The 25,555-nt window shown below is 64.6% G+C and carries 24 protein-coding genes; 13 read left to right on the forward strand and 11 right to left on the reverse strand.

Annotated features, from left to right (window positions below; all coding sequences use genetic code 11):
• Positions 1–4 precede the first annotated feature (4 nt).
• Positions 5–226: a lipoprotein gene (locus tag FA87_RS19170; RefSeq protein ID WP_043696893.1), complete on the reverse strand. Its 222-nt coding sequence runs from the start codon at positions 224–226 to the stop codon at positions 5–7.
• 44 nt (positions 227–270) lie between these two features.
• Positions 271–741 (reverse strand): GNAT family N-acetyltransferase, encoded by a 471-nt coding sequence (locus tag FA87_RS19175; RefSeq protein ID WP_090353456.1) that lies wholly within the window; start codon positions 739–741, stop codon positions 271–273.
• A gap of 218 nt (positions 742–959) precedes the next feature.
• Here FA87_RS19175 and FA87_RS19180 point away from each other — a divergent pair, with 218 nt between their 5' ends.
• Positions 960–2,444 carry a RimK family protein gene (locus tag FA87_RS19180; RefSeq protein WP_043696896.1) on the forward strand — a complete coding sequence of 495 codons (1,485 nt, stop codon included), beginning with the start codon at positions 960–962 and terminating at the stop codon, positions 2,442–2,444.
• Between the two features lie 6 nt (positions 2,445–2,450).
• Here FA87_RS19180 and FA87_RS19185 read toward each other — a convergent pair whose 3' ends face one another.
• Positions 2,451–2,669: a hypothetical protein gene (locus FA87_RS19185; protein ID WP_036108958.1), complete on the reverse strand. Its 219-nt coding sequence runs from the start codon at positions 2,667–2,669 to the stop codon at positions 2,451–2,453.
• A gap of 108 nt (positions 2,670–2,777) precedes the next feature.
• On the opposite strand from FA87_RS19185, the gene FA87_RS19190 reads away from it, so the two are divergent.
• Genes FA87_RS19190 through FA87_RS20550 form a run of 3 tightly spaced genes read left to right on the forward strand, consistent with a single transcriptional unit; the run spans position 2,778 to position 4,476 of the window.
• Positions 2,778–3,326 carry a lipocalin family protein gene (locus tag FA87_RS19190; RefSeq protein WP_081996663.1) on the forward strand — a complete coding sequence of 183 codons (549 nt, stop codon included), beginning with the start codon at positions 2,778–2,780 and terminating at the stop codon, positions 3,324–3,326.
• 56 nt (positions 3,327–3,382) lie between these two features.
• Positions 3,383–4,213, forward strand: a complete 831-nt coding sequence (gene aroE, locus FA87_RS19195; protein ID WP_043696899.1) for a shikimate dehydrogenase — start codon at positions 3,383–3,385, stop codon at positions 4,211–4,213.
• 8 nt (positions 4,214–4,221) lie between these two features.
• Complete coding sequence (locus FA87_RS20550) at positions 4,222–4,476, forward strand: YkgJ family cysteine cluster protein (RefSeq protein WP_081907629.1); 255 nt, start codon at positions 4,222–4,224, stop codon at positions 4,474–4,476.
• A 108-nt stretch (positions 4,477–4,584) separates the two neighbouring features.
• On the opposite strand, the gene FA87_RS19200 is transcribed toward FA87_RS20550, so the two are convergent.
• Positions 4,585–5,199, reverse strand: a complete 615-nt coding sequence (locus FA87_RS19200; protein ID WP_043696900.1) for a LysE family transporter — start codon at positions 5,197–5,199, stop codon at positions 4,585–4,587.
• 251 nt (positions 5,200–5,450) lie between these two features.
• Here FA87_RS19200 and FA87_RS19205 point away from each other — a divergent pair, with 251 nt between their 5' ends.
• On the forward strand, positions 5,451–7,757 hold the full coding sequence (locus FA87_RS19205; RefSeq protein WP_043696903.1) for a TonB-dependent receptor: 2,307 nt from the start codon (positions 5,451–5,453) through the stop codon (positions 7,755–7,757).
• Positions 7,758–7,768: 11 nt separating this feature from the next.
• Here FA87_RS19205 and FA87_RS19210 read toward each other — a convergent pair whose 3' ends face one another.
• Positions 7,769–8,227 carry a membrane protein gene (locus FA87_RS19210; RefSeq protein WP_036108949.1) on the reverse strand — a complete coding sequence of 153 codons (459 nt, stop codon included), beginning with the start codon at positions 8,225–8,227 and terminating at the stop codon, positions 7,769–7,771.
• Between the two features lie 197 nt (positions 8,228–8,424).
• Between FA87_RS19210 and FA87_RS19215 the strand changes: the two genes are divergently transcribed.
• From FA87_RS19215 to FA87_RS19250, 8 genes are all read left to right on the forward strand, one after another.
• Positions 8,425–8,958 carry a hypothetical protein gene (locus FA87_RS19215; protein ID WP_036108945.1) on the forward strand — a complete coding sequence of 178 codons (534 nt, stop codon included), beginning with the start codon at positions 8,425–8,427 and terminating at the stop codon, positions 8,956–8,958.
• Positions 8,959–9,046: 88 nt separating this feature from the next.
• Entirely contained in the window at positions 9,047–9,343 is a 297-nt protein-coding gene (locus tag FA87_RS19220; RefSeq protein WP_036108943.1) for a hypothetical protein, read from the forward strand.
• 42 nt (positions 9,344–9,385) lie between these two features.
• The gene (locus tag FA87_RS19225) at positions 9,386–9,919 is read left to right on the forward strand and encodes a gamma carbonic anhydrase family protein (RefSeq protein ID WP_043696906.1); all 534 of its coding nucleotides are present in this window, start codon (positions 9,386–9,388) and stop codon (positions 9,917–9,919) included.
• A 91-nt stretch (positions 9,920–10,010) separates the two neighbouring features.
• A complete protein-coding gene (locus FA87_RS19230; RefSeq protein WP_043696908.1) occupies positions 10,011–12,056 on the forward strand; it encodes a M3 family metallopeptidase in 2,046 nt (681 codons plus the stop codon).
• Between the two features lie 63 nt (positions 12,057–12,119).
• Positions 12,120–12,887, forward strand: a complete 768-nt coding sequence (gene xth / locus FA87_RS19235; protein WP_043696909.1) for an exodeoxyribonuclease III — start codon at positions 12,120–12,122, stop codon at positions 12,885–12,887.
• Positions 12,884–13,555 (forward strand): YecA family protein, encoded by a 672-nt coding sequence (locus FA87_RS19240; RefSeq protein WP_036108931.1) that lies wholly within the window; start codon positions 12,884–12,886, stop codon positions 13,553–13,555. The genes xth and FA87_RS19240 overlap by 4 nt, the downstream gene beginning before the upstream one ends.
• A 130-nt stretch (positions 13,556–13,685) precedes the next feature.
• Positions 13,686–14,516: a pirin family protein gene (locus FA87_RS19245; RefSeq protein ID WP_043696914.1), complete on the forward strand. Its 831-nt coding sequence runs from the start codon at positions 13,686–13,688 to the stop codon at positions 14,514–14,516.
• Positions 14,517–14,632: 116 nt separating this feature from the next.
• Positions 14,633–15,013 carry a hypothetical protein gene (locus tag FA87_RS19250; protein WP_036108925.1) on the forward strand — a complete coding sequence of 127 codons (381 nt, stop codon included), beginning with the start codon at positions 14,633–14,635 and terminating at the stop codon, positions 15,011–15,013.
• Here FA87_RS19250 and FA87_RS19255 read toward each other — a convergent pair.
• The 6 genes from FA87_RS19255 to FA87_RS19280 form a co-directional block, all read right to left on the reverse strand.
• Positions 15,007–17,751, reverse strand: a complete 2,745-nt coding sequence (locus FA87_RS19255) for a hypothetical protein (RefSeq protein WP_052191459.1) — start codon at positions 17,749–17,751, stop codon at positions 15,007–15,009. The genes FA87_RS19250 and FA87_RS19255 overlap by 7 nt on opposite strands.
• 4 nt (positions 17,752–17,755) lie before the next feature.
• Positions 17,756–18,577, reverse strand: coding sequence for a carbohydrate ABC transporter permease (locus FA87_RS19260; RefSeq protein WP_043696916.1), 822 nt, complete (start codon positions 18,575–18,577; stop codon positions 17,756–17,758).
• A complete protein-coding gene (locus FA87_RS19265) occupies positions 18,574–19,452 on the reverse strand; it encodes a sugar ABC transporter permease (protein ID WP_036108921.1) in 879 nt (292 codons plus the stop codon). The genes FA87_RS19260 and FA87_RS19265 overlap by 4 nt, the downstream gene beginning before the upstream one ends.
• Entirely contained in the window at positions 19,449–20,741 is a 1,293-nt protein-coding gene (locus FA87_RS19270; protein ID WP_052191460.1) for a sugar ABC transporter substrate-binding protein, read from the reverse strand. Before FA87_RS19270 ends, FA87_RS19265 begins: the two co-directional genes overlap by 4 nt.
• A complete protein-coding gene (locus FA87_RS19275) occupies positions 20,735–22,219 on the reverse strand; it encodes a glucoamylase family protein (protein ID WP_043696917.1) in 1,485 nt (494 codons plus the stop codon). Before FA87_RS19275 ends, FA87_RS19270 begins: the two co-directional genes overlap by 7 nt.
• Before the next feature lie 151 nt (positions 22,220–22,370).
• Complete coding sequence (locus FA87_RS19280; RefSeq protein ID WP_052191461.1) at positions 22,371–25,406, reverse strand: TonB-dependent receptor; 3,036 nt, start codon at positions 25,404–25,406, stop codon at positions 22,371–22,373.
• Positions 25,407–25,555 lie beyond the last annotated feature (149 nt).

Raw genomic sequence — 25,555 nt, forward strand, 5'->3', positions numbered from 1 at the left:
CGAATTACTGGTGAATGACGGAGTTGAACGGTGACGACGTCGTCGAGATCGAAGCCGGCGACTCGGCCGTCGTGGTGGCGTGCGCGGGCTGCACGCCGGCCTGCGGCTTGGCCGTGCCGGCTGGGGCGGGCGGCGGCGGAAAATACAGATTGCCCTTCTGGCCGCAACCGGACAGGCCGGCGACGGAGGCAGCGACGAGGGCAAGCGGGAGGATAAGTCGGCGCATGGGCGATTCCCCGAAAACGGCGGCCAGTATAGCCCCGGCTCCGGTCAAAGCGCCTTTTCGAAGCGAAGCGCGTCCGCGCCATCGGCGTAATACGCCGCGTACTCGCCGATCCGCTGGTAACCGAGACGCTCGTAGAGGCGGATGGCGACCGCGTTGTCCTTGCGGACTTCGAGGCGCAGTGCCCGGCAACCACGCGACCGTGCCGCATCCTCGCAGGTCTCGACCAGCGCGGAACCCACACCCTTGCCCTGTGCCTGGGGCGTGGTCGCCAGCGAATAGAGGCGGGCGATAGTGGTGGCCTTGCGGAAGAACACCACGGCGGTACCGAGGAACCGGCGATGGTTGGCGCTGGCGACGAGCACCAGGGCGGTTTCGGAATCCAGGTGTTTGCGGTACTGGGCGCGACTCAGACGATCCTGCGCGAAACTCGATTCTTCGAGCGCGACCAGATCGTCGAGATCGCTGACTTCGGCGCGTCGAACGCGCACCGCGGCGGTAACCGGGGGTGGACGCATGCGCTTGGGGACTCCGGCGCTGGAAGGAGGGGGAAACGGCAAGCGCGGCACTGTAGACCTCGGGGTCCGGCGGATCAATGACTTTTTCATGAATTCGTTCAGGCGAACGTCGGAGGACGCCTTGTGCGTCGCGACATCGCGGCACACACTGCGGCACCGACGAAGCGAACGACTCCCGGTGGAGTCGGTACGAGGCATTCGTCGTCTGTCGAGGTCTCATGAGCCGGCTCGTCATCGTCGTGGAGAAAGCCTCGGACTGGGGCTCGTATTACCCGTCCGCGAATGTGGTCAGCGCCATGGACTATCTGCGCGAGCCCGTCGGCGGCGACGACGAACGCACCCACGTCATCAATCTCTGCCGCAGCTATAAGTACCTTGGCACGGGCTATTACGTGTCGCTGCTGGCCGAAGCGCGCGGTCACAAGGTCATTCCCTCGGTGCGCACGGTGAACGATCTTCGCCGTCGTTCGCTGTACGGCCTGGACATCGACGATCTCAACCAGAAGCTGTCCAATTTCCTGCCTGCCGGTGGCCGTGACACGACCGACTTCGGCGTGCTCGTCTATTTCGGCGAGACGGCCTATCCGGATCTGCAGGATCTTGCGAGGCAGCTGTTCGAGATGTTCCCCTGCCCGCTGATGCGTATCGAATTCGAGCGCGAGCGGGTGTGGCAGGTATCGGCGATCAAGGCGGTGGGCCTGCACACGCTGGACGATGCGCAGGAAGACGCTTTCGCGCAGGCGCTGGACAAGTTTTCGAAGAAACTCTGGCGCAAGCCGCGTGCGCGTCGTCGTTTCCGCTACGACATCGCGATGCTGGTCGATCCGAACGAAACGATGCCGCCGTCGAACAAGAAGGCGCTGAAGCACTTCATCGAAGCGGGTAAACACCTCGGGATCGAGGTGGACCCGATCGGCAAGAACGATTACCAGCGTCTGGCCGAATACGACGGCCTTTTCATTCGCGAAACCACGGCGAGCGACAACCATACCTATCGTTTCGCGCATCGTGCGGAGAAGGAAGGCATGGTGGTGATGGACGATCCGACGTCGATCCTGCGCTGCACGAACAAGATCTTCCTCAACGACCTGATGGTGGCGCGCAAGCTGGCGACACCGGCGACCGAGATCATCTACCGCGACGATGCCAGGCGTCTGCACGAGCTACCCGATCGCCTCGGCCTGCCGATCGTGCTCAAGATTCCCGATGGGTCGTTTTCGCGTGGTGTCGTCAAGGTCGAGACACGCGAGGCTCTGGAAAAAGCCGCGGGCGAACTGTTCTCGCACAGTGCGCTGCTGATCGCGCAGGAATACCTGTACACCGAATACGACTGGCGTATCGGCGTACTCAATCACGAACCGCTTTATGCGTGCCAGTACTACATGTCGCGTGGCCACTGGCAGATCTACAACCACGGCGCCAAGGGCACGGCCAAGTCGGGCGGATTTCGGACCGTGCCCGTGCGTGACGCCCCCCCGGAAGTGGTGAAGCTCGCGCTCAAGGCGACGCAGACCATTGGCGACGGTCTCTACGGCGTCGACCTCAAGCAGGTCGGCGACAAGCCGGTGGTCATCGAGGTCAACGACAACCCGTCGATCGACGCGGGAGTCGAGGATGCCTACCTGGGTGAGGACCTGTACCTGCGGATCATGCAGGAGTTCCTGCGCCGGCTGGAGCTGAAGCGGCTGGGCATCCCGACCTGAGGCGGCTCACCGCCGAAACAGGGCCACCAGCAACGACACCGGCAACCCCGGCTTCATCGCCACCAGCACGCTGGCCGGCGCCAGCAGCAACCAGAACACCGGCGTCCAGCCCAGTGTCTCGCTATGCCCCGACAACGGGGTGACCAGCAGCACCAGGGTGCCAAGGGCCAGCCAGGCCATGGCGATCAGTGCACGGATACGGCGGGGCGAGAGCGTGTCGTTCATGGCGGCATTCCGGAAGACGAGGTGTCGAGGTGGAGGCTAAGCGCCCCGCGTCTCAAAATCCGCGACCCGTTGACCCGCCGTTGATCCCGACCGGCGGAAGCTAGCCCCATGAAACGAATCCCGATGACGTTACTCGTGGTGGCCGGCATGGCGACTGCCTCCTGCGCGGCCGACGCGCCCCTCAAGGCCGTCGATCATGTCGACCTGCCCCGTTACATGGGCACCTGGTATGTCATCGGCAACATTCCCAACTTCGCCGAGCGCGGCAAGGTCGCCACCGCGGACGAGTACCGGCTGAAGCCGGACGGGACCATCGAGAACCTGTACCACTACCGGAAGGGCTTCGATAAGCCCGAAAAGATCTGGCACGGCAAGGCATGGCTGCCCGATCCGAAGGACACCGCCCGCTGGAAGGTCCAGCTGCTCTGGCCGTTCCGCTCCGACTACACGATCCTGGCGCTCGACCCCGATTACCGGGTGACCATGGTCGGCCTCCCTTCGCGGAAGCTGCTGTGGATCATGTCGAAGGACCGGACCCTGGACGACGCGTCGTATCAGCGTCTGCTCGAGCAAGCGCGGGCGCAGGGTTTCCCGGTGGAGCAGATGCGTAAGGTTCCGCAACGTCCCGAAGACGCGGGCAAGCCCGGATTCCAGTAGCCGTTGCTAGAATCCGCGCACGGATCGTGAGTCCGGATCGAGAGCCAGGAGCCTCCATGAGCGCTGAAGCGCACCGTTACGCCGTCTTCGGTCACCCGATCGCGCATTCGCTGTCCCCGCAGATCCATGCCGCCTTCGCCGGGCAGCTGGGCATCCAGCTCAGCTACGAGGCCATCGATGCCGCGCCCGCCGAATTCGAAGAAGCCGTCCGCCGGTTCTTCGCTGAAGGTGGCCTGGGCGCCAACGTGACGCTTCCCCACAAGGAAGCCGCTTTCGCGCTGGCCACCGAGCGCACCGACGCCGCCGCCCGCGCGGGTGCGGTCAACACCCTCACCGCGCTGGTCGGCGGCAAGATTCAGGCACACAACACCGACGGCAGCGGATTCGTCCGCGACGTCACCGAGCGCCACTCGCTCGATCTGCGCGGCCATGACGCCCTGCTACTGGGTGCCGGCGGCGCGGCCAAAGCCGTGGCCTGGGCCCTGATGGACGCCGGCGTGCAGACGCTGACCATCGTCAACCGCACGCCCGAGCGCGCCGACGCTATCGCCGACGCCATCGGCGAACCTGCCCGCTGCCATACGCGCTACTGGGACGGCCTCGACGGCGAGTGCTTCGATCTGGTCGTCAACGCGACCTCCATCGGCGTCACCGGTGGCACCTTCGACCTGCCGATGTCGATCCTGCAGGACCACAGCACCTGCTATGACCTGTGCTACGGCGCCGCCGCGGCGAGCTTCAAGGGCTGGGCGACGGCCGTCGGCGCGCGCTACTTCCGTGATGGTCTGGGCATGCTGATCGAGCAGGCCGCCGACGCGTTCGAGCGTTGGCATGGCCAGCGGCCGGATACGGATCCGGTGTATCAGCTCCTTCGCCAGCGGTTCTGATCGTGGTGATGGCCTGCCGCACCGGCTGCGGGGCCTGCTGCATCGCTCCGTCCATCAGCTCACCCATCCCCGGCATGCCGAACGGCAAGCCGGCGGGGGTGCGCTGTATCCAGCTGACCGATGACAATCGCTGTGCGATCTTTGGAAAACCGGAGCGTCCGAAGGTGTGCGGCGGGCTTCGACCCGATGCCAGCATGTGCGGCCCCGACAGGAATTACGCCGTCGCATGGCTCGACAGGCTGGAACAAGCGACGAGCCCATGATCACGCCTGGTGTCGGCCCGCTCAGCTTGAGATGAGGTCTTGCTACAAACGTCAGGGCGCGTCCGCAGTCTTCACTCGAGCCCAGGTAAGCCGTGCGGACGGATGTTTTCAGCGAACCAGTTGGCGAATCCCCAGCGCGACGATGACCGATCCACAGATCCGGTCGATCCACGCCTTGCCGCGGCGATAGCGGGCGGCCACGCTCGGGGTGGCGAACACCACTGCGACGAAGCCGTACCAGAGCGAGGCAACCACCGCGACTGTGGCGATCATGCCGATGAAAGTCGGCAACGACACATGCTTCGGTGCCGCCGATGCGAACACGGCCGCATAGAACGCCATCGATTTCGGATTCGCGATATTGGTCGCGAAGCCGGCGCGGAAGGATTGCAGATAGCTGCCCCTCTCCAGCTGCATGACCGCGGTGCCCGCGCCGCCCGCTTTGACCAGCAGGCGTCCACCGAACCAGATGAGGTAAGCGGCACCCGTGACCTTCACCGCCAGGGCGATCCACGGGAAGGTGGCGAACACGATGCCGATGCCGAGAATCGCGCAGCTGGCCCAGAACAGGTTGACCACCACCACGCCGCCGACCATGGCCAGTGCCTCGCGATGACTGGTGGAGGCCGCCTTGTGCGCCACTGCGACGAAGTTCGGTCCCGGGATGACCACGCCCACCGCGTAGACGGAGAAGACAGTGGCGATGGCGGCCCAGTCGATCATGGGGCAGGAACTCCGCGCTGGGGAAGGCGATACCAGAAGGTAGCGGGTTCCGGTCTCCATGTCATCGCCCCGGATGGATGGCGCCTTGAAAGGGCACGGACGGCTAAACGTCCGCGCGAAGATCGAAAGATCCTGCGTCGGTCGACACGGTCACATATTCGTCGACCGTCAACCAGCCGTCATCTGCGAGTAAACGACGTTACATGCGCAGCCATGAGTCTCATCGGTTTATTCCTCCAGGGACCCCACCGATGACGTTCGCACGTGCTTCGCTTCGTCGTACCGCACTTGCCACAGCGCTTGCGCTTTCGCTGCACGCCGGCTTCGTCCACGCTTCCGATGACGGCAAGGGCAGCCCCGCCGCCGACACGTCGGCAGCCACGAACAAGGATCCCAAGCAGCTCGAAGCCGTCTCGGTCATCGCACCGGGTGAAACGCGCCAGGTTCAGAGCATCGGCATCGACGAGATCGTGCGCCAGCAGACGCCGGGCACCAGCGCGTTGAAAGCACTGGATAAACTGCCGGGCGTGCAGTTCCAGTCCGCCGATCCCTGGGGCGCCTACGAGTGGTCCACGCAGATCACGCTGCACGGCTTCGACCAGTCGCGCCTGGGCTTCACCCTCGACGGTATTCCGCTGGGCACCATGGGTTATGGCGTGACCGACGGTCTGCAGGTCACCCGCGCGATCACCTCGGAGAACCTGGCGACGGTGGAGCTGGCGCAGGGTGCCGGTGCGCTGGGCACCGCCTCCAACACCAACCTCGGTGGCACCGTGCAGTTCTATTCCGCCGACCCGGACATGAAGCCGGGCGTGCGCTTCAATCAGGTCATGGGTTCCGACTCCACCAGGCGCACCTTCGTGCGTGCGGACAGCGGTGACTACCACGGCTTCTCGATGTACGTGTCGTTCGACCACGCCGATACCGACAAGTGGAAGGGCTATGGCGATCAGAAGTCGAACCAGGCGAATCTCAAGGCGTTGTACCAGTGGGGTGACGGCAACCGCTTGAGCCTGTTCGTCGACAGCAGCAAACGCAAGGAATACGACTACATGGATCTGTCCCTGACCAGCCAGAAGGCGCTGGGCTGGAACTGGGACTATCTGCAGCCGGACTGGAATACGGCGGTCGGTATCGCCAATGCGCTGAACGGCAACGGCGCGTATCCCGCCTCGCTCAATGCGCTGCCGGCCGACTACGACAAGGGCGACGCCACGTATTACGCCGGTGGCGGTATCCGTCGTGACACCCTCGCCGGGCTGTCCGGTTCGTTCAACCTGGGCGGCGGCGTCACACTCGATACGACGGGTTACTATCACGCCGATCGTGGCGAAGGTCAGTGGGCCACGCCGTACCAGGCGTCCTCGCCTACCGTGCCGATCTCGATGCGCACCACCGACTACGGCCTCGATCGCTACGGCCTGACCTCGGCACTGAAGTTCTCGCTGGGCAACAACGACATCGAAGTCGGCGTGTGGGGTGAAAACGCCAACACCAACCAGGAGCGCAACTTCTTCACCCTCAGCGGCCAGTACACCTCGCTCTATACCGTGTACAACGACCAGTCGCCGTTCCTGCGCGCGTTCCTGCAGCATTACGAGACCAGGACCCGCATGGGTTATGCGGAGGACACGATCCATCTTCTCGACGACGCCCTGACGATCAACGTCGGCGCGAAGTCGCTGCGCGTGACAACCGACGCCACCTCGCTCGTGCCGACCACCGCGTTCGCGCAAGGGCAGATGAAGGCGAGCAAGGGCTTCCTGCCGCAGGCTGGTGTCGACTACAAGCTCGACGCCAATCAGGACATCTATGGTTCGTACGCGAAGAACATCGCCGCGTTCGGCATTACGCCCTTCAGCACGTCGCAGGCGTCGTTCGATGCGGCGAAGAGTCAGCTGAAGCCGGAAGAGTCGCAGACCTGGCAGGTCGGTTACCGCGCACACGGCGAAACTTTCGAGGCATCGCTTGGCCTTTTCTATACGCGTTTCGAAAACCGCCTGCTCGTCACCACGCCGTGCCCGGCCGTGGTCACCTGCGCTTCCTCGCTCAACAACGTCGGTGACGTGAAGAGCAAGGGCGCCGACCTCGCCTTTCTGTGGAAGCCGGTCAGCGGCCTGAGCTGGCTCAACTCGCTCTCGTACAACAACTCGAAGTACCAGGACGACTACCAGAACGCCGGTACCGTCGCGACGGCGGACAAGTACGTGGTCGGCGTGCCGAAGACGATGTTCTCCAGCTCGGTCAACTACGAGTTCTCCGGCTGGCGCGCCAACCTCGAAGCCAAGTACACGGGCCGGCGTTACATCACCTATACGAATGACTCGGCCGTGCCGTCGTACTGGGTGGCCAACGCCGGTATCGCGTACGATTTCGGTGCGGTCTCGGTGTTCAAGGCGCTGAGCATCGGTGCCAACGTCACCAACCTGTTCGACAAGCGCTACTTCGCCTCCACCGGTACCAACGGCTATGTCGCCTCCGACCCGGACGGCTACAACCAGACCTTGATGGCCGGCGCGCCGAGGCAGTACTTCGTGAACCTCAACGCGCAGTTCTGACCGGTCTGGTCTCAGGCGGCGCAGACCACCGCGACCGCCAGCACGATCGCCACGGCGTCCTCGATGAGGGCGGCGGGGCGATCGCTGCGGAAAGCGGCGGCCATTTTCGCGCGTACCGCCGAGCCGCCGAGCGTGCCGATGACGGCACCGGCGACGCCCGCGACGATGCCGCCTGTCAGCATGGCGTGAGCCGCGCCGATACAGCCGCCGGAGAGCCCGCCCAGCACGATCCGGGCGCCGAACTGCGGCGGAACCTTGCGGCTGGGCGTCTTCGGTAGCTGGTCGGTGACCAGTTCACCGAGCGCCGCGATACCGAAGATCCAGGGTGTCCAGGCGTAACCCATGAAGGCGAGCGGCGTGCCGGTCAGCGCCAGGCCGCCGAAGCGCGCCGCGAAGGCAACGGCAGCCGGGGCCATCATGGCGCGGAGACCGGCGACAACGCCGATGAGCAGGGCAAGCAGCAGGATCATGGCGGCGTTCCTTTCCTGGAGGTGCGGCCATTCAAGCGCGGCTGGTGGAACGGGGATTGATCAAAACCATCCTTGCATCGGTTTCTCGAGGCCCACCGTAGCGGAATTGCAACAATGCGGCGGGAACATGTCCCGCCCGCCGGGGCCGTCCGACAGGGGGCCGGCCTGGTCGCGGGCGGTTCCCCCCGGATCTCCCCATGTCCAAGCCAAACATCGCCGCGGTTCCCCGCCGCGCGATCATCACCATGGTCATCGCGGCTGCGGCCCTCGCCGGTACAGCCGCGGTCATCTTGCACCAGCGTACGACCGCCACGGCCGAAGCCAGCCTGGCCGATCTCGCAGCGGCCGCTCCCGCGAACGCGGGCAGCGACCCGTCGGGCGTCGACATCCTGCTGGGGCTCGCTCGTGACGCCACGCGCGAAGGAAGGCTGATCGCCCCTCAGGGCAACAATGCCTACGAGTACTACCTCAGTGTGCTGCAGCTGGAAGCGAACAATGCCACCGCGCAGGACGCGCTTCGTGAGACGCTGCCGTTTGCCTCCAGGGAAATCGAGCGGCAGATCAACCGTCGTGAACTGGAAGACGCACGTCGCGAGATCGCGTTGCTTCGCGACTACGATCCGACGAACTACACCCTGATCATTCTGGGCGCCAAGCTCGATGCCCAGCAGCAGGTGATCACGGCCGAGGATGAGGCCAGGGCCGAGCAGATCCGCCGCCGCAACGGTTGACCGATCGATGGAGGTGCGACGGGATTCATGAACCGTCGCACCCTCCGGCGGCATAATCCACGCTCCCCCAGGCAAGGAGCCTCGCCCCATGCATCGTCTCGCTGTTCTCTTTTTCACCGCCGTGCTCGGCGCCGCGGCCCTCGTGGCCTGCCAGACCGCTCCGGCCGCTCAGCCGAAACCTGTCGCCGGATTCGTCACCGACATGAAAGCCTTCGACGCGTTCATCGCCACGAAGCCGACGCCCGCGCAGTTCCACGCGGCCTATCCCGATGTCACGCTGGTCACTCCGGACATGATGAGCACCCGGGAAATGCGCCAGAACAACAGCCGTTACTTCCCCAAGCTGGACAGCGAAGGCCGGATCATCGGCGGCTCGTTCATGTAACCGGCCGGGCGGGCCGATGGCGCGAGGGTTTAGAATCGCGCCATGACCCACTCGATCCGGCCCTTCAAGGGCATCCTTCCCCGCCTTGGCGCCCGCGTATACGTCGACCCGGCCGCCACGGTTATCGGCGATGTCGAACTGGCCGACGATGTCTCGGTCTGGCCCGGCGCGGTGGCCCGCGGTGACGTGCACCACGTCAGCATCGGTGCGCGCAGCAATCTGCAGGATGGCGCGATCATTCACGTCACGCACGACGGCCCATACAGCCCGGGCGGCTTCTCGACGATCATCGGTGAGGACGTCACCATCGGCCATGGGGCGGTCATCCACGCCTGCACCATCGAGGATGCCTGCCTGATCGGCATGCACGCGACCGTGCTCGACGGCGCGGTCGTGAAGAAATACGGCTTCGTCGGCGCGGGGACGGTCATCCCGCCGGGGAAGATCGTGGGCGAGCGCGAACTCTGGCTGGGCAATCCCGGCAAGCTGGTCCGCGTGCTGAGCGACAAGCAGGTCGAACAGCTCTATTACTCGGCCGCCAACTATGTGCGCCTGAAAGACGACTACCTGGCCTGACCGGCCCTGAACGTTGCGTCCGGCGCGACGCACTGCCGCTTGATTTGCCTCCCTCAGGGCTCCACGCTGGGTGCCTGAGAGGAGATCGACCATGGATACCAGCACCAACCCGCTTCTTGATCCGAACGGCCTGACGACGTTCTCGGCCATCCGTCCGGAACATGTCGAGCCGGCCATCGACAGCCTGATCGCCGCCGAACGTGCCGCTATCGATGCCATCGCGGCGGCCGATGCGCCGCGCGACTTCGAGCACGTGATCCTGGCCCAGGAGCGCCTCGACCAGACCATGTCGCGCGCCTGGTCGCCCGTCAGCCACCTGCACTCCGTCGCCGACTCCGAAGCGCTGCGCAAGGCGCATGGCGCCGCGGAAGAAAAGCTCACCGAGCATGGCATGGAAGTCGGCCAGAACCGCGACCTCTACGCCGCCGTGCAGGCCGTGGCCGACCGTGCGGATTTCGCGGAGCTGCCGGTCGCCGAGCGCGCGGCCGTCGAGCACGCGCTGCGCGATTTCCGCCTGTCCGGCGTCGCGCTCGAAGAGCCTGCGCGCACCCGTTTCCGCGAGATCGGCGTCGAGCTGTCGCGGCTGACCACCGAGTTTTCCAACGCCGTGCTCGATGCCTCCGAGGCCTGGCACAAGCACATCACCGACGAACGCGACCTGGCCGGTATCCCGGCGTCGGGCCGGGCGGTGCTGCGCGAATACGCACGGGAAGAAAAACTCGACGGCTACCTCGTCACCCTGAAACAGCCCAGCGTGCAGGCTGTGCTGACCTACGCCGAAAACCGCGATCTGCGTGAGGCCGTCTACTACGCCTACCAGACCCGCGCCTCGGACCAGGGCCCGGACAAGGGCAAGTTCGACAACTCCGGGCGCATCGAGAAGATCGTCGCGCTGCGGCACGAGGCCGCCCAGCTGCTCGGCTTTGCCAACGCCGCCGAAGAATCGCTGGCGACCAAGATGGCCACCTCGCCCGAGGTCGTGCTTCGCTTCCTGCGCGACCTCGCCGCGCGGGCCAGGCCGGTCGCGAAGAAGGAACTGGAAGAGCTCCGCCACTTCGCCTCCGAGACACTGAAGATCGACAACCTCGAGCCATGGGACGTCGGCTTCGCCGCCGAGCGCCTGCGCCAGCAGCGTTATGCCCTGGACGAGGAACAGATCAAGCCGTACTTCCCGGCCTCCGCAGCCATCGACGGCCTGTTCATGGTGGTGGAGCGTCTGTACGGCGTCCGCTTCGTGCCGCGCGACGACGTGGACACCTGGAACAAGGATGTGAAGTACTACGACGTGGTCAATGCCGACGGCAGCGTATTCGCCGGTGCCTACCTCGACATGTACGCGCGCTCGGGCAAGCGCGGCGGCGCCTGGATGGACGTGGCCGCCTCGCGTTTCCGCGACGGCGAGCAGCTGCAGCTGCCGATCGCCTACCTGACCTGCAACTTCCCGCCGCCGACCGATGGCGCGCCGGCGCTGCTCACCCACGACGACGTGCTCACCCTCTTCCACGAGTTCGGCCATGGTCTGCATCACATGCTGACCGAGGTGGATATTCCGTCCATCAGCGGCATCGAGGGCGTGGAATGGGATGCCGTGGAACTGCCCAGTCAGTTCATGGAAAACTTCGCCTGGGATCGTCAGGCCTTGCGCGAATTCGCCCGCCATTACGAGACGGGCGAGCCGCTTCCGGATGAGCTGTACCAGCGGATGCTCGACGCGCGCCACTTCCACGCCGGCTTGTTCCTGGTCCGGCAGCTGGAGTTCGGCCTGTTCGATTTCCTGCTGCATCTGGAATACGACCCGGCCGTCGGCGCCCGTCCGATGGACGTGCTGGAGAAAGTTCGGCATGAAGTGGCCGTGCTGCGTCCGCCGGCCTGGCAGCGTTTTCCGCACGCCTTCACCCACGTCTTCGCCGGCGGCTATTCGGCCGGGTACTACAGCTACCTGTGGGCCGAGGTCCTGTCCGCCGACGCGTTCGAGCCCTTTGAGGAAGCTGGCGTGCTTGACCGGGCGACCGGCGAGCGGTTCCGCAAGGAAGTGCTGGCGGTCGGCTCGACCCGGCCGGCGCTGGCGTCGTTCACGGCGTTCCGCGGCCGGGAACCTCAGCCCGACGCTCTGCTGAAGAGCTACGGCCTGGCCTGAAGTCCCGGCGGGAGCTGGCGTCCACCGCCCTAGCCGCGCGCGGCTTTCCTTTACAATGGCGCGATGAAGATCGCGTCGTGGAACGTCAACTCGCTCAAGGTCCGCCTGCCCCATGTCCAGCAATGGCTGGGGGAGGCGCGGCCCGACATCCTGGCGTTGCAGGAAACCAAGCTCACCGACGACAAGTTCCCGGCGGACGAAATCGCCGCGATGGGCTATCGCTCGGTGTTCTCAGGGCAGAAGACCTATAACGGCGTCGCCATCCTCGCCCGAGAGGAGCTGACCGATGTCGTCACCGACATCGACGGTCTGGACGATCCGCAGCGCCGGATCCTGGCGGCTACCGTCGGCGACATCCGCGTCGTGAACCTGTATGTGGTCAACGGCAAAGCGCTGGGTGACGAGAAGTACACCTACAAGCTGCACTGGCTGGCGCGGGTACGTGATTTCCTCGAGGCCGAGCGCGCCAGGCACGAGAAGCTGATCGTTCTCGGCGATTTCAACATCTGCCGCGACGATCGCGATGTCTACGATCCCGTGGCATGGGGCGAGGACATCTTCTGCTCGCCGCCGGAACGCGCCGCCCTGCAGGCGCTGCTGGACGTCGGTCTTCACGACAGTTTCCGTCTTTTCAACGAAGATGCGGGCCTTTTCAGCTGGTGGGATTACCGCCAGGCGGGATTCCGCCGCAACCTCGGTCTGCGGATCGACCTCATCTTGATCAGTGATGCGCTCAAATCCCTGGCGACCTCGTCGATCATCGACAAGGCACCGCGCACGTGGGAACAGCCGTCCGACCACGCGCCCGTCGCGCTGGAGTTGAAGCTTTGAACACACCCAAGTCCGAATGGCCGAGCTCGCTGGATGACGCCGAGCTCGAAAAACTCGACATCTATCTCCGCGCCCACGGCAACGACGGCGATCTGATGCTCGACGGCGTCCATGGCCTGTTGTCGGCGATCGCGGTCGGTCCGCTCGAGGTCAAGCCCGAGGAATGGCTGCACGAAGTGCTGCACGACGCCTTCGAGGACGAAGACGAAGGCAATGCCGTGCTCGCCCTGCTCGCCAAGCTCAACGATTCGATCAGCGCCGAGCTCGACGTCGACGCCTACGAGCCGATTCTCGGTGAAATCGACACCGAGGATGGCCCGATGCTGTCGGCGGCTGGCTGGTGCGAAGGTTTCAGCCGCGGCATCGACATGCGTGCGCAGCTCTGGGAAAACCGCTTGGCCGAAGACGCGAATCTGATGCAGCTGCTGGGACCGATCATGGCCCTGGCGGTCGATGAGGGCGTGCTGCAGGCGGATGCGGAGTTCGAGAAACTGACCGACGACGAATACGACGAATGCCTGGGTCAGCTGCCCGAGGTGCTCAATGCCGTCGGTGAGTACTGGCGGACCAACGGCCCGACCGAAGACGAGCTCAAGGCGATGACCCGCCCGCGCGGCGAGAACGACGACGGTCCGCCGCGGCAGCGTTCCGGACACTGGGTGCACTGAGCGCATCGCCGGCCCTGACTGCGATCCGTGCGGCAGTGCAGCCATTCGCGGAACAGTCCGTTCTTGTCAGACGACTTGGTCTCCCGTGTGAATACCGGCATCTTGTAACGATCGAATCCGGAGCACTGTCATGACCCAACGAACCATCGTCCGCCGCGTGCGCGGCATGGATACCGCCGACGGCGCCGGCGTGAAGCTGAAGCGTGTCATTGGCCAGCCGGCCCTCGACATGCTCGACCCGTTCCTGCTGCTGGATGAATTTCGCTCGGATCAGGCGGGCGACTACATCGAAGGCTTTCCGGACCACCCGCATCGCGGCTTCGAAACCGTGACGTACATGCTCGCCGGTCGCATGCAGCATGGCGACAACAAGGGCAATCGCGGTGACCTCGGTCCCGGCAGCGTCCAGTGGATGACCGCCGGTAGCGGCCTGATTCACTCCGAGATGCCGCAGCAGGAAGCCGGCCTCATGTGGGGCTTCCAGCTGTGGGTGAACCTGCCCGCCTCGGACAAGATGATCGCCCCGCGTTACCAGGACATTCCGCCCGGCGACATTCCGGTCGTGCAACCTGCCGATGGCGTGACGGTTCGCGTGGTCGCCGGTGAACTGGCTGGCGCGACGGGACCCGTATCGGGCATCGCCACCCAGCCGGTCTATCTGGACATCGCCCTCGACGCAGGCGCCCGTTTCGATCTCAGCCTCCCCGAGGGGCACAGTGCGTTCGCCTACGTTTTCGACGGCACCTCGGCGACGGTCGCGGGCGGGCCGCTGGCGCGCAGCGAACTGGCCGTGCTCTCGAAGGGAGATACGGTCAGCTTCGCCGCCGACGAAGCCGCGCGTGTCCTTCTCGTGGCGGGGCGGCCGCTGGACGAGCCGGTTGCCCGCTACGGCCCGTTCGTCATGAATACGCCGGCACAGATTCACGAGGCGATCGCCGATTTTCGCGCCGGTAAGTTCTGATTCGGCGATGATCCGAAACTGAACAAATGCCGTGAGTTCCCTCCGCCGTTTAACCGGCGGACGGGAAGGCCTAGCTACGATCGGCCCCCTACGCATTCGCGAAGGTTTCATTGCCCATGCGCTTTTTGCTCACCATCGTGCCACTCAGTGCGGCATTGATCATCGCCGCCTGTTCGCCGTCTTCACCGGAGGCGGCGTCCGGTGCTCCCGCGGCCGCGACGTCCTCGGCCGCAGCCTCCGCCCCGTCGGACGGCACGCCCGCTCCCGGCAAGACAGCCCCGGCCAACGCGGCTCTGGGCTCGCCCGAATGGTATGCCTGGGTCGACAGGACGCTGGCGGTCAGTGATGACGGGCACGGCCCCCGGCCCGAGACGCCGGCGTGGAATCAGGCGGTGAATACCAAGCTCGGTCAGGAAGCGCCGCAGGCGGCGCCGGGTTCGGCGGAGTGGCAGCAGGCGGTGGATGCGCTGCTGCGGACTCGCGTGGCGACTCACTGAAGCGGCGCGGTCAGGCTCGTCCGGCCCTTCTCCACCTTCACCTCTCCCGAAGGTAATGACAAGACCACCCCGCCCGGCGGGTCGATCGGCTGGGTGATGGTCAGCACGGCTTTCCCATGCGTCGCCTTCAACGTGTACCCGAAGCGCCCATAGGGCGTGCGCAGATCCCGGATCGCGATGCCCTCGCCCGCCAGCCAGTCAGGCTGCACACCGGCGGCGACCACCACCGACCGATCCGCCGCGCGGTCATAGGCGAACAGATCGAGCGCCGAGCGCACATAGTCCGAGGCGATCCACGCGTGCGGCATGTCGCCGACGAAGCGAGGCTCGCGCGGATCTCTCCCGACCACCTCCGCCCACTGATTCCACGCGGCCGGACGACGGTCCGCAAAGAAGAAGGCGATGAGGTCCCCCACCCGGTCGCGCCAGCCGAGCCGGACAAAGCTGGCGATCGTGCGCAACTCGTAAGGGGTGTAGTCCTTCCAGGCGGTCTTGCCGTCGCGTCGCGCGACAAAGCTCTGCCAATACGTCTCGAACGTGGCGTCGACCAGCGCCTTCGGCAGGCGTGCCTGCTCGCCACCCGGTGACAAGGCGATGGTCGTCGAGGTCGCATCGAAGTCACCCAGCTCCGCCGAGCCGGGAATGAAGTCGATGCCCTTCTCCTTCACCGCCGCGGCGATCGATGCATGCAGGTCGCCGCGGAACTGATCGCGTGAACGACGGAACGATGCCTGCTCTTCGGCATGTCCGAGTACGCCGGCAAGATCGACCGCGTCGTCGTAACCCTTGAGCGCCCAGAAGTCGTCCCAGTACGAATGCATCGGCTTGGTCGAATAGCCTTCGTGGCTGATCGATGCAGGCATCAGGCCGTACAGCGCACGGTCCGGACCCTGCAGACGTGTGGACTGTCGTTCGCTGGCCCGTAACGTTTCCATGTACGCGACGGCGCGAGTCACGTGCGGCCACAGCGCGTCGAGCGCCTCGCGATCGTGCGTGTAACGCCACAATTCGGCGATGCTGAAGATCAGTTCACCCTGGCTGTCGTTCTCGGGTACGGGGTCGGAGCCCCTCGCATCGACGCAACAGGGCACCTTTCCGTTCGAAAACTGATGCGGTGCGTACCAGCGGACGAACTCGGCCGCGACATCTTCGTGGCCTGTGCGAAGCAGGCCTTCAAGCATCATCGCGCCATCGCGTACCCATGTGCGCGAATACGAGCGCGTACCCGGTTGCAGCGCCGGACCGTCACGGGATATCAGGATCTGCGCGATCCCGCTCCGCAGGGTGTCGACCACGGGCTGCGCCTGCGCGGGCACGCGTACATCGACACGGTCGAGCTTGTCGCGCCATAACGCCGCGACCGCACCCGCGTGGGCCGACAACCACTGCCCAGCGCTGGACGGCAGCGTCACGTCATCGGTCTGCTTCACGGGAATCACGACGCCGAGGTCGACATGCCCGTGTGCAGGCACATGGACGTCATACAGCAGCGCGCCCTGTGCGAACCCGTCGTCCGCATGGATCGAGCGCACGACCGGGCGTTGGCCCGCATCCAGCCGTTCGGCCAGGGACGTCGGCTGGCTGGCGCTTGCCACGAACGACGATGTCGGCTGCAGGGGAATGATCTTGCGCACACCGTTGACGGTGAGTGCATGACCGTCCCAGGCGAGGTCTCGCACCGGACTCCTTCCGCCCGGCGCATTGAGAAACTGGGTGGGCGGATTGACCTGAAACGGACGCGTCGCCAGGGCCAGCGTCAGCTCGCGCGCCGCGTCGCCGTCATTGGCGAGGCGATAGCTCACCACCAGTTGCGATGCGCCCGGCGCCCCCTGGGCGAAGGCGCTCGTGGTGAGCGACACGTCGCCCTTCTTCCACTGCACCGACGGCATCGGCAGGTAGCGGTCGCGCAGCGCTTGCGTCGTCGTGACGTCGGCCCACGTAAGCAGCTTGCCGTTGTCGATCAGGAACGGCTCGACGGAAAAGCCACCCCGTGCGATTTCGACCGCCCCGTCCTCGGAAATCAGTGCGGAGTCGCGGCTGCCACCATCTACGCCGACGATCGTCCAGTACGATTGTTCACCCGAAAACCCACGCGGATAGAGACCGCGCCGCACCTGTTTCGCCCTGGCTTCGAACACCGCATTGGCCGTCGGCACCGCGGCGGGCACGGCCTCGGGCCGCCGTGCGCTCAGTGTCAGGTTATCGAAGCACACCGATCCGCGGTTCGGCAGTCCGTCGCGAAGGCTTTCCTTGTAGACGACGAACTCGACTTCCCGCGTGCGCCGCAAGGTGCGGTCCCTGACCGGCCCCCATGCGAACTCCACCTGCCGGCTGCTCGCCTCGATCGTCTGCCACGATGCGGTCGGCACGAAGGACGGCTTCTGGAACCACCACACGTTGTCGCCCGTGTCGTCGATCAGCTTCAGCTGCAACGTGTTCGGCGGCATCTGTCCGCGCACGTCGAAGCGCAGGACGAAGCCTTCCGGGAAATCGATCGGCAGCAGCTTCTTGAGGGAAGCCGCACCGGATACGCCGTTGAAGTCGTAGTCGAGGCAGATCGCCTGCCCCTGGGTGCCAGCCACGGTACGCAGCGATGCCGAGACATCGTCGGTATGCGTGGCGCTCCATCCCGTCGCGGTATCGAAAGTGTCCAGCACACGTGCGCTTTCGGCCGCGGCGACGGGCAGGACGAGCAGGCAACCCGCGAAAGCCAGCAAAAACGGTGCGAGACGCGACATCGAGTTATCCCTTGACGCTGCCCATCAGCAGGCCTTCGAGGTAATACCGCTGCAAGGCGAGAAACAGCACCAGCACCGGCAGGATCGTGACGACGGAACCCGCCATCATCAGCTCGCTGTCCTGCACATGTTCGCGCGACAGCGACGCCAGCGCGATGGGCAGCGTGTAATGCTCCTGTCCCGTCAGCGCGATCAGCGGCCACATGAAATCGTTCCACGCGGCGAGGAAGGTGAAGATCGCCAGCGTGACCATGATCGGCTTGAGCAAAGGCATGACGATGGTGGCGAAGATGCGGAACTCGCCCGCACCGTCGATGCGGGCAGCCTCCATCAGATCGTTCGGGATGCCACTCGCATACTGGCGAACGAGGAAGATGCCGAAGATGGTCGCCAGCGCCGGCACGATGACCGCGCCATACGTGTTGACCAGTCCCATGTACTTCAGCAACAGGAACAACGGCAGCATCGCCACCTGGGCCGGAATCACCAGCGCGCCGAGCAGCATCTGGAAGATCCGCTGGCGACCCCTGAACTCCAGCTTGGCGAACGCATAGCCGGCCATCAGGTTGAAGGCGAGCGACACGACGGTGATCGCGGTGGAGATCAGCAGACTGTTGAACAGGTACCGACCCATGCCCGCGTTGAGGAAGAGCTGACGATAGTTGCCGAAGGTCCAGTGTGTCGGCAAGACGGGCGGAGGCAATGCACTGGCCTCGCCCGGCGTCATGAACGACACCGAGAGCATGTACAGCAATGGCGCGATCGCGATGCCGGCCGCACCGATCAGCAGGCCATTGATCAGCGCTTTCGCGATGCGCGGGCTCATGCCGGCTCTCCCTGCTTCGACAGGCGAAGCATCGCGGCGGTGACCGCGAACATGATCACGAAGAGGATGAAGGCGACGGCCGAAGCCGAGCCGAGGTTCCACCACTTGAAGCCTTCTTCGTACATCAGGTACAGCACCGATGTGGTGCTCTGCAACGGGCCACCTTCGGTCATGACATACGGCTCGGCGAACAGCTGGAAGTAACCCGACACCGTGAGGATGCTGACCATGACCATCGTCGGTTTCAGCATCGGCAGCGTGATGTGACGGAACTGCGCCATCGCCGAGGCGCCATCGATGCGTGCGGCTTCGTAGAGATCGCCGGGAATCGCCTGCAACCCCGCCATGAAGATGATCATGTTGTAGCCGAAGTTCTTCCATACGGCGAACAGGATGATCGTGGGCATGGCCCAGTGCGGATCGCCGAGCCAGTCCACCGTCGGCAGGCCGATGTTGTCGAGCACGTAGTTGATCAGGCCGTACTTCGTGTTGAACAGGTAGCGCCAGATCACGGCGACGGCCACCACGGTCGTCACCACGGGCGCGAAGAGCGCCGTACGAAAGAACGGCTTGAAGCGGGCCAGCGGCGAGTTGAGCAACATCGCGGCGCCGAGCGACGCCATCAGCGACAGCGGCACACCGACCACGACGAAGTACACGGTATGCCCCAGCGCCGACCAGAACAACGGACGCTGCAGCAGCGACCAGTAATTCTGCAAGGCGACGAAACGCAGGTTGCGGATATCGGCGAGCGCGTAGAGGTCGTAGTCAGTGACCGAGAGCACCAGCGCGGCGATCACCGGCAACAGAAAGAACAGGCCGAGCACGATCATCGCGGGCGTGATGAACAACCAGGCGGCGCGGGAGGTATTCATGGGCTTGCCTTGTGACCGTGGTCGAGCATCCAGCGACGTTTCTCGAGCAGACGGTCCGCACGACGGTCGATCTCCGCCGCCGCATCGTCCACGGAGATGTCGCCATGCGATGCCTGTGCGGCAACCAGCTGCATCTCGGTGACGATGCGCTCCCACTCCGCGACGGGCGGAGTCGGCTTGGCGCGGTCGAGCTGGTCGCGGAAGGCGGCCGCCTTGTCGTCGTTCTTCAGGGCGGGGGCATCCCACGACGACCGGCGCGGCGGCATGTCGCCGAGGATCTGGTAGAAGCGCTCCTGGATGGCCGGTCGCGAGAGAAATTCGACCAGTGCCCACGCGTCGTCCTTATGCTTCGACTGACGAAAGATCACCAGGCTGGAACCACCGGCGTTCGAGGCGCCCGGTCCGTTCGGTCCCGGCAGGGCCACGGTCCCCCAGTCGCCCTGTTGCTCCGGCGGCAACCGCTTGCGGAACTCGCCGATGTTCCAGGGACCGGAGAGGTAGAACGCGTAGAAGCCCTGGCCGAACGCGGCCCACGGGTTGCCCACGCCGACATTGGTCATCATCGGCGCCTGCTGGTCCTTGAACATCGACACGTAGAAACCCAGTGCCTTTCTGAAACCGGCGCTGCGGAAGTTGCCGTAACGACCGCCATCGCGAAGCAGCGGCTCGTCCTGCTGCAGGGCAAGCGACAGCAGCTGTTCGAATTCGTTGGTCGGCAACAGTACGCCATATGTCTGACCCACCGGCTGGGCCAGCTTGACCATCATCGCCTTCCACTCCGCCCAGTCACGCGGGGGGTGGTCGTAGCCGACCTTCGCCAGCAGGTCCTTGCGATAGAAAAGAAGGCGCGTATCGACATACCAGGGCACGCCGTACAGGGTGCCGTCGATGACGTTGGTCGACCAGATGGCGGGGAAGTAATCCTTCGGATCGATCACCTTCGACGCGGCGACGCGTGCATCGAGCGGCTCGATCGCGTCCAGCGCCACCATCTCGGGCACCCAGGTGTTGCCGAGCTGGGTGAGATCCGGCGTCGAATCACCCGCGTACGCGGTCAGCAGCTTCTGGTGCGCGGCCGTCAGCGGCAGCTGCTGCACTTCGACATGCAGACCGGGATGTTCACGCTCGAACTCGGGCAGCAGCCTGGCCACCGCTTCGCCTTCGCGACCGATGGTCCAGAACTGCAGGGTCCGTGAACCGTCTTCCGGCTTCGCGCAGCCAGCCACCGCGGCGCCAGTGAGGACCAGCGCCGCGGTCATACGTAACAGACGGGTGGCGCGCTTCACCATAGGTTGGCGGCCGTTTCCGCATCGAGCCAGCCACCCGTAAAGCCCGCGCGCTGCAGGCCCTTGCGGATGTACGGGTTCTTTTTCATCACGCTCCACACGAAATCGCTACGGTAGTTCTCGATCATCAGCACGATGGGACCCTGATCGATGCCCAGGTGCACGGTGTCGGCCCAGCCGAAGCCCGGAATGATCCGGCCCGTGCGCACCTCGGTATGCGTATCGAAGGTCAGGTTGAACGCATCGACGAAGCCGTACTTCGTGTAGATGTTCGCGCCGTACTTCTTCTTCATTTCTTCGAGCGCGGGGATCACGATTTCCGGCGCGAACGCGATCGAGCCACCCGCCGCCGTGGGCACGATGGTGCCGTCGTCGGAGATGTAATCGAGTCCCGCACCACGCGCGGTGTAGCCCTGGTAGGTCCGCTCGCGGTCGCCCTGCTTGATGATCAGGCCGCCGGGACCGTTACTGGCCGTGAGGCCCCAGACGTTCTTGCCGTAACCGTTCCAGCCGCCCGGGTTGGCGACGGCATACGCCTGCTGCGAGTAAGTCGCGCGACGGCTGTTTTCGAAGTAATCCATGTTGTGCGAACGGCCCCAGGCATCGCGGATGCCACGGAAGTCCACCCAGGTATGGCTGTACTGGTGACCGAACATCGGAGCGAAGTTGAGGAAGGTCTGCCCGTGGAATTCACCCCAGGTCTTGTCGTAAGTCTTCGTCCAGGCCTGCCATGCATCGTCGCCCACCGGGTGCGTCGGTGAGCCCAGCGCGAGGATATAGACCAGCATGCCTTCGTTGTACCCGGCCCAGTCGTGCGGAATCATCTTGCCGCCTGGCGTCCAGCCCATGCTGATCAGCGCGCCGTGGTTCTGTGCCCACGGCCATTCCACGCGCCGGTAGATGGCGTCGGCAAGATCGCGGATTTCCTTCTCCTTCGCGTCGTCGCGATCGAAGTAGCTCTGCGCGAACAGCACGCCGCCGAGCAGTAGCGTCGTGTCCACCGTAGAGACTTCGACCCAGCGCGCCTCGCGCTTGCCCGTCTCCATGTTCAGGAAGTGATAGAAGAATCCGTGGAAGCCGGTAGCTTCGTCTTCGCTGTCGTTCTGTGGCGCATCGTTGAAGAAGCGCAGCGTGGCCAGCGTGCGGTCGATCGCCTGGTCCCGCGTGATGTAGCCGCGCTCGACGCCGACACCGTACGCCGTCAGGCCGAAACCGACCGAGGCGATGGAGGCGAACGACTGCGTGGGGTAGTGATCGGGAACCAGCCCGTTGGTCGGATTGCCGCTGTCCCAGAACCACTGGAAGGTGCGCTTCTCGAGGTCGGCGACCATCGGCGGAACGGGGTGCAGATCTTTCAGGCTGGCGACGGAGGGGGTGTGCTTGACCTTCATCGGTGCGTTCTGCGCCATGGCGAACGGGGCTGCCAGGGCGAGCAGTGCGCCCAGTGCGAGGGAAAGACGCTTGAACTTGGTGGCTTGCATGACGTGGATCCTTTCGCGCGTAAACGTTTACGGCCGCGAGGCAAATAAAAGTCCCGAAGGACTGTTTCTCGCCGGAACAAAAGAACGCCCGCGGGGAGACTCGCGGGCGCCAAAGTATGGCGCATCCGGAGGTCCGGATGCGCCAGGTGGATCAGAACTTCAGGCCGACGGTGAAGCGGGCGGTACGCGGAAGGTAAGTGATGTTGCCCTTCTTGTTGACGGCCACCGGACGGCTGTTGAGCTCACCGTTCGAGCCCCAGTTGGTGAGGTAGTCGCTATCGGCGTAGTTGGCCCAGTTGAAGACGTTCAGCACGTCGAAGCGCGCATAGATCTTCGTGTCCTTGTTGATGACGAAGTCCTTGGTCAGCTGCAGGTCGATGTCGCGGTAACCCCAGATATCGCCGCCAACCAGGAACTTGGCACCGGTGGGCGTGGCGGCCATCGGGACGCAGCTCGCACCGTTGGCTTCGATCTGGCCGTAGCACGCGCCAGCGTTCTTCGGCAGCGGCGTGGCCAGGGTCAGCTTGATCGAGCCGCTGATTCCCCACGGAAGATCGATCGCGCCCGTACCGACGAAGCGATGTTTCGCCACCGCGTTGGAGGTGATGTAAGGGTAGTCGCCGATGGTCGCTTCGTCGAACGAGTAGTGCTCGTTGATGTCGCGATTCTGCTTTGCGTGCGAGAACGTGTAGGAGAAGCTCGTGCTCCAGCCCGACTCCTTCGTGTACGGCTTCTGAGCGGAAAGGAGTACCTGCGTGGTCCGCGTTTCGATGCCGTTGTCGCCGAGGATCAGGCCGCCCACGTTCGGGATCGGGTAATCCCACGGCTGGGTCCCGTTCTGGAAGAAGTCGCCGTTCGGGTAACGATTGCCCAGCGTGAACGCGAAGCCGTCCTTGCTGAGAATGCGCGACACGGTGGCATCGGTGAGCCAGTCACCGATCGTGTTCGACATGCCGAGGCTGTACTGGTCGGTATGCGGCGCCTTGAGCTTGTTGTTCAGCATGTCGACTTCCTGACCGGCATTGCCGCCGACGAGGTAGTTCTGCACGACATTCTGGCCGTTGAGGAACTCGGGGTTCCACGGCACGCACGTGGACGACGTGACATCGCAGGGATGCGTCGGGATGTTGAAGCGAAGCGTGGTCTGCGGCAGCGACTGCTTGGTCACCTCCGTCTGGAGGTAGTCATACAGGTTGCGGTCGTACGCACGGCCCGCACCGCCGTGAATGACGTGTTCCTCGTCGCCGAACAGGTCGTATGAGAAGCCCAGGCGGGGCTGCCAGGCGCCGCGGAACGAGCTGCGGTTATGGCCGTTGCTCACGTAATTGTTGAGATTCACACCGCCAGCGGCCAGCGCGTCGCCGTACGTTTCGCCGGGCGTGGCGCCAGCGTACGGATTGGGCGAGTTGATGGCATCGAGCACACGCTGCGACGTCACGAAATTGTTGTACGACGGATTGACTTCGTAGTCCCAGCGCACACCGAGGTTCAGCGTCAGGTGATCGTTGACGGTCCAGTCGTCCTGTGCGAACACACCGTACTGACGTGCGTTCGTCTTGGCCACGCCGTCCTGGCCCGGAAGCGTCGACGCATAGAACACCTGCCAGGGTTCCGCCGAGGTGCCCGTCGGATTGACATCGTAGAAGAACTGCGGGCTCTGCGCGGACGCATCGGCGGCCTTCAGTTCGATCGACTTGAACTTGTAGCCCAGCTTGACCACGTGGTCGCCGTGCCATTCCAGGTCGTTGAAGGTGAAGTTGTCGGCGATGCTCGGACCTTCCTGGCTCTTGGTCTGCGTCGCGCGAGGATCGGCGGAGCCGGTGGTGATGATCGTGGGGTTGTTCGGATCCGGCTGCCAGCTATAGGTGTAGCCGTTCCCCGCCACCAACGGGACCTGGTTGATGAACGAATTCTCATACGAGAAGATCAATTCGTTGTACCAGCTGTCACCGCTGTGGGCCCACTTGAAGGTGCCGCGCGTATCGTGGTTCTCGACAGCGACACCGGCCGATGCCGTCACGCCCGAGCCGATGCTCGAGGTCTGCGTCTCGCGACGGACCTGAGTGCTCACCTCGATGCGGTCGCGGTCGGTGAGTTCCCAGTCGATCTTGCCGAAGTACAGCTTTTCGTCGAACGGCAGATTGGACGAACCGAGTTCGGACTGCACGCTGGCGGGCAGCAGGGGAGCCACGGCACCGGCATAGTTGATGCTGTTCGGTACCACCGAGATCGGCGTATCGAACTTCTTCTGCTCATAGGCGATGAAGAAGTGCATCTGGTCCTTGATGATCGGACCGCCGAGTGCGAAGCCGTATTCCTTCGATTCGGAAGGCACCTTGTTGTCGGTGTCCTTCTCGATCGGGGTGCGGTTACGGAAGGCATCGTTGGTGTACGTGCCGAACACCTCGCCGTGGAACTCGTTCGTGCCCGACTTGGTCTCGGCGGTGATTGCCGCGGACGAAACCTGGTCGTACTCCGCCTTGTAGTTGGAGGTAATGACCTTGTATTCGCCGATGGCCAGCTGCGGGAACGGGTTGCCCTGGCTATCGCTCTGGCCGGACACGCCGCCCGCTTTCACGTAGCTCTTCTGGCTGACGCCGTCGATGTACACGTTGCCGGCGCTGTCGTTCTGCGCACCGCCTCGCAGCGAGGTGCGGCCCTTCGCGTCGACGCTGAATACCATGCCCGGCACGGTGTCGGCGAACTCGAGGAAGTTACGCGAGGCCTGCGGGATGGTCGCGATCTGGTGCAGCGAGATCGTCTGGCCGACTTCCGGGGTCTTCACTTCCTGGATGGTGGTCGCGGCGACCGAGACGCCTTCCATCTGCTTGGCGTTGGCTGCATCGGCAGGCGCGCCGGCAGCGGCGGTCGGCGCGACGATATTGACCGTTGCGGTGGAAGCCACGGTGAGCGTGATGTTCTGCTCGGTGCCCGGGCCGGCGTCCAGCTGATAGGTGGCCGGTGGCAGGCCGTTGATGGTGTACGAACCATCGGCGCCGGCCGTCGCGTGACGGGTCAGGCCCGTCTGCGGGTTGAATACGGTGACGTTCGCACCCGGCGTGGCCTTGCCGCGCAGGGTCGCGTTGGCGCTCTGCGCCATGACCATGGTCGGCGCGATGGCCGTGGCGACGGCGGCGGCGATGACGCTGACCAGCAACTTCTTCTTCAAATGCATCGAGGCCTTCATGTTTCCCCTCTCCCAAACGTTTTGTGTGTGTTGTTCCGGCCCGGCAGGGCGCTTTTCATGGGGTCGACGTTGATGTCGTGACGCGGTGGTCGTGCCACTTTTCTTCGTTGAGAGCGTTCTGCCCCCGTGTGGGCGCCCGTTCCGCATGG

Origin of the sequence: Luteibacter sp. 9133 (assembly GCF_000800155.1) — a bacterium.
GTDB classification, from domain to species: domain Bacteria; phylum Pseudomonadota; class Gammaproteobacteria; order Xanthomonadales; family Rhodanobacteraceae; genus Luteibacter; species Luteibacter mycovicinus.

Excerpts from the sequence above, each read along its gene's own strand:
- FA87_RS19230 (WP_043696908.1), top strand. The coding sequence starts at position 10,011 with ATGGATACCAGCACCAACCCGCTTCTTGATCCGAACGGCCTGACGACG.
- FA87_RS19245 (WP_043696914.1), top strand. The coding sequence starts at position 13,686 with ATGACCCAACGAACCATCGTCCGCCGCGTGCGCGGCATGGATACCGCC.
- FA87_RS19210 (WP_036108949.1), bottom strand. The coding sequence starts at position 8,227 with ATGATCCTGCTGCTTGCCCTGCTCATCGGCGTTGTCGCCGGTCTCCGC.
- FA87_RS19215 (WP_036108945.1), top strand. The coding sequence starts at position 8,425 with ATGTCCAAGCCAAACATCGCCGCGGTTCCCCGCCGCGCGATCATCACC.
- FA87_RS19275 (WP_043696917.1), bottom strand. The coding sequence starts at position 22,219 with ATGCAAGCCACCAAGTTCAAGCGTCTTTCCCTCGCACTGGGCGCACTG.
- FA87_RS19225 (WP_043696906.1), top strand. The coding sequence starts at position 9,386 with ATGACCCACTCGATCCGGCCCTTCAAGGGCATCCTTCCCCGCCTTGGC.
- FA87_RS19185 (WP_036108958.1), bottom strand. The coding sequence starts at position 2,669 with ATGAACGACACGCTCTCGCCCCGCCGTATCCGTGCACTGATCGCCATG.
- FA87_RS19175 (WP_090353456.1), bottom strand. The coding sequence starts at position 741 with ATGCGTCCACCCCCGGTTACCGCCGCGGTGCGCGTTCGACGCGCCGAA.
- FA87_RS19280 (WP_052191461.1), bottom strand. The coding sequence starts at position 25,406 with ATGAAGGCCTCGATGCATTTGAAGAAGAAGTTGCTGGTCAGCGTCATC.
- FA87_RS19180 (WP_043696896.1), top strand. The coding sequence starts at position 960 with ATGAGCCGGCTCGTCATCGTCGTGGAGAAAGCCTCGGACTGGGGCTCG.
- xth (WP_043696909.1), top strand. The coding sequence starts at position 12,120 with ATGAAGATCGCGTCGTGGAACGTCAACTCGCTCAAGGTCCGCCTGCCC.
- FA87_RS19270 (WP_052191460.1), bottom strand. The coding sequence starts at position 20,741 with ATGGTGAAGCGCGCCACCCGTCTGTTACGTATGACCGCGGCGCTGGTC.
- FA87_RS19170 (WP_043696893.1), bottom strand. The coding sequence starts at position 226 with ATGCGCCGACTTATCCTCCCGCTTGCCCTCGTCGCTGCCTCCGTCGCC.
- FA87_RS19200 (WP_043696900.1), bottom strand. The coding sequence starts at position 5,199 with ATGATCGACTGGGCCGCCATCGCCACTGTCTTCTCCGTCTACGCGGTG.
- FA87_RS19220 (WP_036108943.1), top strand. The coding sequence starts at position 9,047 with ATGCATCGTCTCGCTGTTCTCTTTTTCACCGCCGTGCTCGGCGCCGCG.
- FA87_RS20550 (WP_081907629.1), top strand. The coding sequence starts at position 4,222 with ATGGCCTGCCGCACCGGCTGCGGGGCCTGCTGCATCGCTCCGTCCATC.
- FA87_RS19205 (WP_043696903.1), top strand. The coding sequence starts at position 5,451 with ATGACGTTCGCACGTGCTTCGCTTCGTCGTACCGCACTTGCCACAGCG.
- FA87_RS19260 (WP_043696916.1), bottom strand. The coding sequence starts at position 18,577 with ATGAGCCCGCGCATCGCGAAAGCGCTGATCAATGGCCTGCTGATCGGT.
- FA87_RS19250 (WP_036108925.1), top strand. The coding sequence starts at position 14,633 with ATGCGCTTTTTGCTCACCATCGTGCCACTCAGTGCGGCATTGATCATC.
- aroE (WP_043696899.1), top strand. The coding sequence starts at position 3,383 with ATGAGCGCTGAAGCGCACCGTTACGCCGTCTTCGGTCACCCGATCGCG.
- FA87_RS19265 (WP_036108921.1), bottom strand. The coding sequence starts at position 19,452 with ATGAATACCTCCCGCGCCGCCTGGTTGTTCATCACGCCCGCGATGATC.
- FA87_RS19255 (WP_052191459.1), bottom strand. The coding sequence starts at position 17,751 with ATGTCGCGTCTCGCACCGTTTTTGCTGGCTTTCGCGGGTTGCCTGCTC.
- FA87_RS19190 (WP_081996663.1), top strand. The coding sequence starts at position 2,778 with ATGAAACGAATCCCGATGACGTTACTCGTGGTGGCCGGCATGGCGACT.